Below are 8,080 nucleotides of genomic sequence, written 5' to 3'. Positions count from 1 at the left end.
CAGGGCAACCGCATGAGTGCTCACTAATTAATCATGCCACTAAAACCCGCAGTTAGCACAGCTTCCAGATAGCTGGCTTTCATCCAAGCCCGTTTTTGCTTGGCGGGTATGCTGCCTTTTGATGACTCTGCCCGCAACATGTTTAGCGCTAAATGGCGTAGCATCGACCAGTTTTCGGCACCGTGATTCTGGTGTATCTGGCAGTCGTCTTCACCCATGCTGACATCCAGTACCCAATGTAAGCTGTTCTCTACAGCCCAGTGGGAACGTACTGCTTCGGCTAGTTGCTTCTCACTTAATGGTGCGGAGCTGATATGGTAGCGATACGTCAGTTCAGGTGCTTTGCCTTGTTGTTGGCGGAAGCTCATGCTCATGCCAAGCGTCTTTAACTCAGGCCATTGCGGGAACGCTTTGCTCACCTCATCAGCACTTAACACATGGTATGTCCGGGCTTCTATGCGACCCCGCTTTTGCTCGAAGGTTAAGCCACCAAGTGGTGCTTCCCGTGTCTCAGTAAACGCATCCTCGACTGCTTTACAGAGCTTGCCCTGATTGCTTTTGAGTGTGAACAGGTAATCACCACCTTGCTCGACTATTTGCTCTGCGATGCTGGTCTGGCAGCCCATAGCATCAATTGATACCAAGGTGTCCTGAACATCAAGTAACTGAATAAGCTCAGGGATTGCTGTAATTTCGTTCGACTTCTCTGAGGTTTTAACCTGACCTAAAACGACTTTATTGGTGCAGGCAAACGCGTTGACCATGTGTATCGTTGATTGGCGGTCACCGCGCTGGTAGGAGCTTCGCAGCGTTTTACCGTCAATCGCAATCAATTGTCCTTCGGTGCTTTCATGTACAGCCTGCATCCAGTTGATAAAGCAAGCTCTAAACTGCTCTGGGTCGAGACGCGAAATGGTACGGGCAATAGTGTCATCAACGGGGACGCCATCGCGCAAGTAACCATGTTGCTGGAACCAGCCAATATGACCGTCGGCATAGTCCCGGATATCGCTCCACCCTTCGGCTCCAGCGACGACACCACATAAGGTGATAAACAAAATATCCTCAAGTGGATAGGTCACTTTTGCTGATTGACGCGTGTCAGATAATTCCCCAAAGTGGGTGGTGAAGGCTTCGATATACATGGTTTTACTCCCCAAAAAGAGAGTATAAGATCACGACTAAACCGGATCGTCAAACTGATCGTTTAGTTTCCTCCAACTGGTTAATAAATATTCACGATCTCACCCTGCTACAGAAGGAACTTTTATGAACAGGTTTTTATTGTTAATCTTGACGATACTTGTGTCAACTCCGTCATTTGCAAACTATGCCTTGCTTTATAAAGATGGAAACTTAGCACTAAACCCAGGACAAGTGCTCATTAACGCTTATGATAATTCTTTTCGAACACTTGGCAGTGACAATGACTCATTCTCTTCAGCTTTTGTGAGTGAAGGTTCGTGTCTAGTAGTCTTTAAGGATTCAGACTACAGAGGTGAACATATATTCTTGACCGAAGGTGAATATCCAAGCCTTGGTAATTATAATTTCAATGACACCATTTCATCAATGTGGGTTTATCCAATTCAAGGTAGATATAGAATTAATGCTTGTGACTCATCCGATTTAGTTTATTTCTATAGACATAGTAATTTATCTGGCAGTTTTTTGGCAGCACCCGTTGATACTTCTGGTGGTTTTCATACTTTGAACGATGAAGTGACAAGTATTAAGGTTCCGTCTGGTATGTGCGCGATACTGACAAAAGACGGTAACTTGAGTGGAACAAGAGTTGAATTCGACGCCAATGTTAATTCTTTAGGCGCTTACAACTTTAACGACAAAGCATCAACTTTTATGGTTACTTATGACTTGTTTTGCGATCCGACCCCTCTTCCTGGAAGTGGTTCTGGCGGTGGCGGTTCTGGCGGCGGCGTTCTAATACGGTAATACTTAGTATTGTCTCCCCCTTTGTAGTGAGGTTTTAAAGAGGGGGAGAATATTAGAAACGAATAGTCAAACTTCTGGCCCGACTGATACATCAACCCTAATTGCACGAACCATAGACCTGGTTCCCAAATTCCACTTACACTGATATTTTTATACTCTCTCCAAACTAGTAATAAGTCAGGAATAGCGAGTTTAGGGTGAGCGTCAGGTGCTCCTCACATTCAAACTCTAAAATACCTACAGCATGGTGTACTTTTTAAACGGAGAATGTTAAGCGAAACCCTCAACGAAGCCAGCCAGAATGGCGACAATTATTCTAACAGTAACAACAGAGTAGCTTCTCGGCCGTCGAATTATGCCGGCAACAACATATCAATATCCAAACCTTTTATGCCAGGCGCAGTGATATCTGCTTGCAACATTATCAAAGTAAGTTTCTTCAAGTGAAAAGCGAAGTCACCACGATTGTATCCAGGGAGTTTACTGCGAATGATCAGATAACTCTGGATTATGGCGCGGGACAGCTCAGTTTACCCATTACCTTACAACAACCTTATTGGTTAGCGACGTGATGAAGGCGCTTAGCGAATGAAGATGTTCGTCGCGCCTGCCGACATTTACCTATACTTAAATATCGTCGATTTCCGTATGTCCATCAACAGGCTGATTGTTGCGGTGGTTGAGCAATATATCCACCTTAGTCCATTCTAGGATGCTCTGATTGTCTTCTACAATAAAAGGCGCGATAAACTCAAAATCCTTTACTGGGATATGCAGATAAAACCGGCTTCGCGCTGTAGCATTCGCGATTGGATAAGCACCGCTTTAAATGGCCAAATGATGCTGAATTACAACGCATGCGCCTGAGTGAAAAGCAGTTGCAATGGTTTTTATCCGGCTTTGATGTGATAGGTAATCAACCTTTGCATTACCCTCCATCGTACCCCTCCAACTAAATGTGTAACATTTTGCTCTAAAAAATCATTAATCCTTTAGCTAATTTTGACGTATCAAAACACTATATATTGTGTTACATTTTAACTATGTTACTAAGTATGGTTATGCTGCTGGGGATAACAAATGTTGAGTGTTATATTTTATAAGGGTTCAAGAGTAGATTTAGACCAACCCACCCACTCGCTTGTTACATTTTTCTCAGGACATAATAAAATATAACAATTATTCATTTGCCCGGCGCCAGCCGGGCTTCTTATTGCGCTAGTGAAGTGATAATAAAATATGAAATACACCACGTTTAATCAGCAAAATGTGAATCAGCTCGACGAGCCTATGTTTTTTGGTAATCCGGTTAACGTCGCCCGTTACGACCAACAAAAACATTCTATTTTTGAAAAGCTCATCGAAAAGCAAATTAGTTTTTTCTGGCGTCCGGAAGAAGTGGATGTCACCCGCGACCGGGTCGACTTTCAAAAACTGACCGAGCCGGAAAAGCACATTTTCATTTCTAACCTGAAATATCAGACACTGCTTGATTCGGTGCAGGGCCGCAGTCCAAATATCGCCTTTCTACCGATAATCTCGTTGCCGGAACTGGAAACCTGGACAGAGACCTGGTCGTTCTTCGAAACTATCCACTCTCGCTCTTACACGCATATTCTGCGAAACCTGTTTACCGATCCGAGCAGTATCTTTGAAGATATCGTGGTGAATGAAGAAATTAAGCGTCGTGCAACGGATATCTCCAAATATTACGACGACCTGATTTATGCCACACAGCTTTGGCAAACTCAGGGCGAAGGCATGTATACCAATGAAGGACAGCCCTACCCGGTTAACATGCGCGAGCTGAAGAAAAAACTCTACCTGTGCATGAACTCGGTTAATGCACTGGAAGCAATTCGTTTCTACGTATCCTTTGCGTGTACTTTCGCATTTGCAGAGCGTGAGCTGATGGAGGGTAACTCCAAGATCATCCGCCTGATTGCCCGCGATGAAAACCTGCACCTGACCTCCACTCAGCATATTCTGAATCTGTGGGCTAAAGGCAAAGACGATCCGGAGATGGCGGAAATCGCCGAGGAATGTGCCGATGAAGCAAAAGAAATCTTTATGAAAGCGGTAGAGCAGGAAAAGCAATGGGCAGAGTACCTGTTCCAGCACGGCTCTATGATTGGCCTGAATAAAGAAATTCTGTGTCAGTATGTAGAATACATTGCTAACCAGCGTATGGCGGTTATCGGCATGGGTCAGCCCTATGACGTTACCTCTAACCCGCTGCCATGGATGAATAACTACCTGATTTCCGACAATGTTCAGGTGGCACCACAGGAATCAGAGATCAGCTCATACCTGGTAGGTCAGATTGATTCAGCCGTTAGCGAAGACGACTTTGCCGATTTCGAACTTTAAATAACCGGCAATGACCGACCGCGACAACACCTACCGTATCGACATTGTCGATACGGTAACGGTGACCGCACCCCCCGATAAAACGCTGCTGGAAAGCCTTGAATCTCAAAAGATTGACGTGCAATACCATTGCCGCGAGGGATTTTGCGGTGCCTGCCGCACCACGTTACTGGAAGGCGAAGTGGAATACACTACTGATCCCCTCGCCTTTATCGACGACGATGAAATCCTGCCCTGTTGCTGCAAACCAAAAAACCATTTAAAAATTAAACTGGGTTTCTAGAGCCTAGCCATTGAGTAACGTTAAGGCTATTTCCGGCTGCTGGTTGGCCTGACTCAGCAATGACTGACTGGCTTACTGAATGATTTGATTTCTTGCCAGACTGGCCGTTTCGCTGGCGTAGTTTGTATCCCTTATTTGTGATTGTGCTGCCCGAGTGTTTTCGGCATGAATCGACAGATTTCGTAAATTGGATTGCATGGCATTCTGCACAGCACCATAACCTGCGCGCTTTTCACCAATATCATCTATTGCGCCAGACAGCGCATTTAAAGCAACTTCTGCCTGCTGTTGGCTACTTAACGATAAGCCGGTGAGCCCCAAATCGGCCGCTGTAGCCGGTGTTTTGGCAATTTCATGGTAATCCTGCGGGCCATTAATTGCTGCAGACGTAGTAATTTTAACGTCTTCTTCCGGGTTTTCATCAGCCAGTTCAGCCTCCTGAATGGCAGCACTGGCCACACCGCCTAACCGATCCCAGGATATTCGGCCCTTATAAGAACTCCCTGAGCTCTGCCCTGAGACCGCCAGAATAATATCCTGATTGGTGGTGCCGGTTAACGTAATCACCTCTACATCCGTCTCGCCGGTGAAAATACGCCCGTCGTTATCCAGATCTCCGTCGCCACTATAAGTGACGGTGGTTCCCACAGCGTTAGCCCCGTTGATATTACTCGCGTCATAGCTGGCTCCGGCATCAAATCCATTGCCGGTAGTCAAAAAAGCCGTATCAATATTACTTAAATCAAGGCCGAGATCCTGCCAGTTAAAATCTGCCAGCGGATCTCCGACCGCCGGTACTTCTACTCCCGCTAAATGCTCACCGCTGGTGGTGAAAAGATGAATATCATCATCCAGGCTATAGGAATCGAAGGTAAAGCGGATATTTTCAGAGTCTGCCGGAATAAAGTAAAAATCGTTGCCGCTACCACTGAAAGGCAGGTTATTAATTATCTGCTGACCGGAACCCAGCGTCACATTGTCTGGAGAGTTATCTGCAAATAATAATGTGGCGGGCGATAATAACGGATGACGACCAAACGCTTCCGTCTCGTAGGCAATACGATCAATCTCGCTTTTTAATTGCTGAAATTCTTTGTCTAATGCCAGGCGATCGCTATCGGAGTGAATGCCATTTTGTGCCTGCACGGCAAGTTGACGCATGCGCTGAGCAGCTGTATTTACTTCGTCTAACGCCCCTTCTGCAATCTGCGCGTAGCTAATACCATCATTGAGATTACGCACCACCTGACGGCTTGATATCACATCACTTTGCAGCCGATCAGCTATTTGTAATCCGGCTGCGTCATCGGCAGCGCTGTTGATGCGAAAACCTGAGGAAAGGCGTTCGAAAGACTGGTCCAGCCGGTTTGTTACCGAGAACAACTGACGCTGAATATTAAGCGCTGACTGATTGTGACCAACAACTAAAGACATCTTCCATGAATACTTCTCGACTTCCTGATATCCGTATCGGCCTACTGTCTTTAAACTTAAGTCTTAATTTACGTTAACTTATTGATTAATAAATAAAGGGGACAATACACAAGGACTCAAATAATATTTCATTAAGCGTTAAATGTGCGCTGTGTATTAAAGCTGGAAAGATTCCCAATATTCTTAATTCAGGCATAACCACACTAACAACCCCAAGGCATATCACTCAATCAACATACTGGCTTCCTATGGCAGTGGTTAGGCGGCTGAACGACAGGTATTAGCGCATAGTAAAACCATTCAGCCGGCAGCTTTTTTAACCCAAATCACCATGGCGACACCACCAATAACGGCTAATGAGCTTAAGATAATCCTCAGCGTGACCGTTTCATCTAAGAACAACCATCCGGCAAAGACTGCCAGCACCGGCACAGATAATTGTAATGTTGCAGCTTTAATCGCCGCTATGTGCACCAGAATGCTATACCACAAGGCATAGCCTAATGCCGAGGCAATCGCGCCTGAGGCAACGGCGTAAGCCATACCTTCAGCATGGAACTCACCGCCCGGCCAGAATATCACCAGCAATACTAACGCCAGTGGCGTGGAACGGATAAAATTACCTGCTGTAGCTTCTATGGGAAATTTAGCGCCCTTACCCTTTAACGAATAAACACCCCATGCGATTCCCGCCGCCAGCATCATCAGTGCGCTGGAAAGCTGCGGTACTGCCGCATTAGGCAGCAGGAGCAGTATGAGTCCAACCAGGGCGAGCAGAAAGCCGCCCCATTGCAGTGTACTCATCCTTTCGCCTTTAAACAGACCCCAACTGATCATGGTGACCTGCACCGCACCGAAAAGTAACAAAGCACCGGCCCCGGTGGTCATGCTGATATAGGCAAACGAAAAGCCGGCAGCATACACAAACAGCGCTATAGCCGAAGCCATATTGCCTTCTTGTAGCGGTTTTTGGTTACGCATAACCACCAAAAAGGTTAACATCAGCGCACCACTGGTTAATCTCCAGAAGGTGAAGGAGGCCGGGTCGATATCGGTGTCCACCAGCGCCATCCGGCAAAGCAGCGAATTAGCGGCAAAAGCTGTCATTGCCAATGCAGCCAGTAAAACCAATTTAATCAGTACCATAGGATGTCCTGCAAAGCATTTTTAACCATAGTTGCATATTGTTAGCTAAATTCAATACCACTTTGCGCCTATTCTGCGTGGGGGTGATTTGGTGTTTATTCGAAACCAGACCGGATAACGGACAAAAAAATACCCGCACACTGGCGGGTATTTCAAATAGCTACGACGTCAGAACACGATTAGAGCTTTAAGCCTAAGCGTTCTGCCACCTCAATATAGGTTTCTACCACTGAGCCTAAGCCCTGGCGAAAACGGTCTTTGTCCATCTTCTTGCGGGTTTCTTTATCCCACAGACGGCAACCATCTGGCGTAAATTCATCACCCAGCACAATGTTTCCGGCACTGTCCACACCAAATTCCAGTTTATAATCCACTAAAATCATACCGCCCTGATCGAACAATGCTTTCAGTACATCGTTGACGGCAAATGTCAGTGCTTTCATGCGGGCAACCTGAGCGGCAGTGGCCCAGCCGAATGACTCAATATGGTAATCATTTACCATTGGGTCATGCAGCGCGTCATTCTTAAGGAAGAATTCGAATACCGGTGGATTCAGTAACTGACCTTCTTCCACACCCAGACGGCGAACCAGAGAACCTGCAGCCACGTTACGCACAACGCACTCTACCGGGATCATATCCAGCTTTTTAACCAGTGACTCGGTGTCAGATAGCAGTGATTCTACCTGCGTAGCAATACCGGCTTCTTCCAGCTTGGTCATGATAAAGTGGTTAAACTTATTATTGACCTCGCCTTTACGATCTAACTGTTCGATTTTTTCACCATCGAAAGCCGAAGTATCGTTGCGAAACAATAAAATTAACTTGTCACTGTCGTCTGTGTGATAAACAGTTTTCGCTTTACCGCGATAAAGCTCGTCGCGTTTTTCCATT

Annotated in this window: 9 protein-coding genes; 5 read left to right on the top strand and 4 right to left on the bottom strand. The window is 46.0% G+C overall.

From position 1 onward, the window contains the following. Positions 1–23: 23 nt before the first annotated feature. Complete coding sequence (locus C6Y40_RS02900; RefSeq protein WP_105933256.1) at positions 24–1,145, bottom strand: ISAs1 family transposase; 1,122 nt, start codon at positions 1,143–1,145, stop codon at positions 24–26. 124 nt (positions 1,146–1,269) lie between these two features. On the opposite strand from C6Y40_RS02900, the gene C6Y40_RS02895 reads away from it, so the two are divergent. The 5 genes from C6Y40_RS02895 (at position 1,270) to yfaE (ending at position 4,606) form a co-directional block, all read left to right on the top strand. Continuing rightward, positions 1,270–1,953: a beta/gamma crystallin-related protein gene (locus tag C6Y40_RS02895; RefSeq protein ID WP_105933255.1), complete on the top strand. Its 684-nt coding sequence runs from the start codon at positions 1,270–1,272 to the stop codon at positions 1,951–1,953. 588 nt (positions 1,954–2,541) lie between these two features. Then, positions 2,542–2,664 (top strand): hypothetical protein, encoded by a 123-nt coding sequence (locus C6Y40_RS25380; protein ID WP_276309505.1) that lies wholly within the window; start codon positions 2,542–2,544, stop codon positions 2,662–2,664. A gap of 98 nt (positions 2,665–2,762) precedes the next feature. Further along, the gene (locus C6Y40_RS25520) at positions 2,763–2,909 is read left to right on the top strand and encodes a transposase (RefSeq protein ID WP_146129478.1); all 147 of its coding nucleotides are present in this window, start codon (positions 2,763–2,765) and stop codon (positions 2,907–2,909) included. A 283-nt stretch (positions 2,910–3,192) separates the two neighbouring features. Next, the gene (nrdB, locus tag C6Y40_RS02880) at positions 3,193–4,323 is read left to right on the top strand and encodes a class Ia ribonucleoside-diphosphate reductase subunit beta (protein WP_105933253.1); all 1,131 of its coding nucleotides are present in this window, start codon (positions 3,193–3,195) and stop codon (positions 4,321–4,323) included. 10 nt (positions 4,324–4,333) lie between these two features. Further along, positions 4,334–4,606 (top strand): class I ribonucleotide reductase maintenance protein YfaE, encoded by a 273-nt coding sequence (yfaE, locus tag C6Y40_RS02875; RefSeq protein ID WP_105933252.1) that lies wholly within the window; start codon positions 4,334–4,336, stop codon positions 4,604–4,606. Positions 4,607–4,678: 72 nt separating this feature from the next. Here the strand turns inward: yfaE and C6Y40_RS02870 are convergent, their stop codons facing one another. The 3 genes from C6Y40_RS02870 to purC form a co-directional block, all read right to left on the bottom strand. After that, positions 4,679–6,040, bottom strand: coding sequence for a flagellin N-terminal helical domain-containing protein (locus C6Y40_RS02870; protein WP_105933251.1), 1,362 nt, complete (start codon positions 6,038–6,040; stop codon positions 4,679–4,681). Between the two features lie 300 nt (positions 6,041–6,340). Further along, positions 6,341–7,186: a DMT family transporter gene (locus C6Y40_RS02865; protein WP_105933250.1), complete on the bottom strand. Its 846-nt coding sequence runs from the start codon at positions 7,184–7,186 to the stop codon at positions 6,341–6,343. A gap of 179 nt (positions 7,187–7,365) precedes the next feature. Beyond that, on the bottom strand, positions 7,366–8,079 hold the full coding sequence (gene purC, locus C6Y40_RS02860; RefSeq protein WP_105933249.1) for a phosphoribosylaminoimidazolesuccinocarboxamide synthase: 714 nt from the start codon (positions 8,077–8,079) through the stop codon (positions 7,366–7,368). Position 8,080 lies beyond the last annotated feature (1 nt).

The sequence above is a fragment of the Marisediminitalea alba genome (assembly GCF_002993365.1).
Classification (GTDB): domain Bacteria; phylum Pseudomonadota; class Gammaproteobacteria; order Enterobacterales; family Alteromonadaceae; genus Alteromonas; species Alteromonas alba.
This window is presented reverse-complemented; position numbering and strand designations above follow the sequence as displayed.

What these genes read in the sequence shown, in the direction of transcription:
- C6Y40_RS02900 (WP_105933256.1), bottom strand. Translation starts at nt 1,145, where the DNA reads ATGTATATCGAAGCCTTCACCACCCACTTTGGGGAATTATCTGACACG.
- C6Y40_RS02895 (WP_105933255.1), top strand. Translation starts at nt 1,270, where the DNA reads ATGAACAGGTTTTTATTGTTAATCTTGACGATACTTGTGTCAACTCCG.
- C6Y40_RS25380 (WP_276309505.1), top strand. Translation starts at nt 2,542, where the DNA reads ATGAAGATGTTCGTCGCGCCTGCCGACATTTACCTATACTTAAATATC.
- nrdB (WP_105933253.1), top strand. Translation starts at nt 3,193, where the DNA reads ATGAAATACACCACGTTTAATCAGCAAAATGTGAATCAGCTCGACGAG.
- yfaE (WP_105933252.1), top strand. Translation starts at nt 4,334, where the DNA reads ATGACCGACCGCGACAACACCTACCGTATCGACATTGTCGATACGGTA.
- C6Y40_RS02870 (WP_105933251.1), bottom strand. Translation starts at nt 6,040, where the DNA reads ATGTCTTTAGTTGTTGGTCACAATCAGTCAGCGCTTAATATTCAGCGT.
- C6Y40_RS02865 (WP_105933250.1), bottom strand. Translation starts at nt 7,186, where the DNA reads ATGGTACTGATTAAATTGGTTTTACTGGCTGCATTGGCAATGACAGCT.
- purC (WP_105933249.1), bottom strand. Translation starts at nt 8,079, where the DNA reads ATGGAAAAACGCGACGAGCTTTATCGCGGTAAAGCGAAAACTGTTTAT.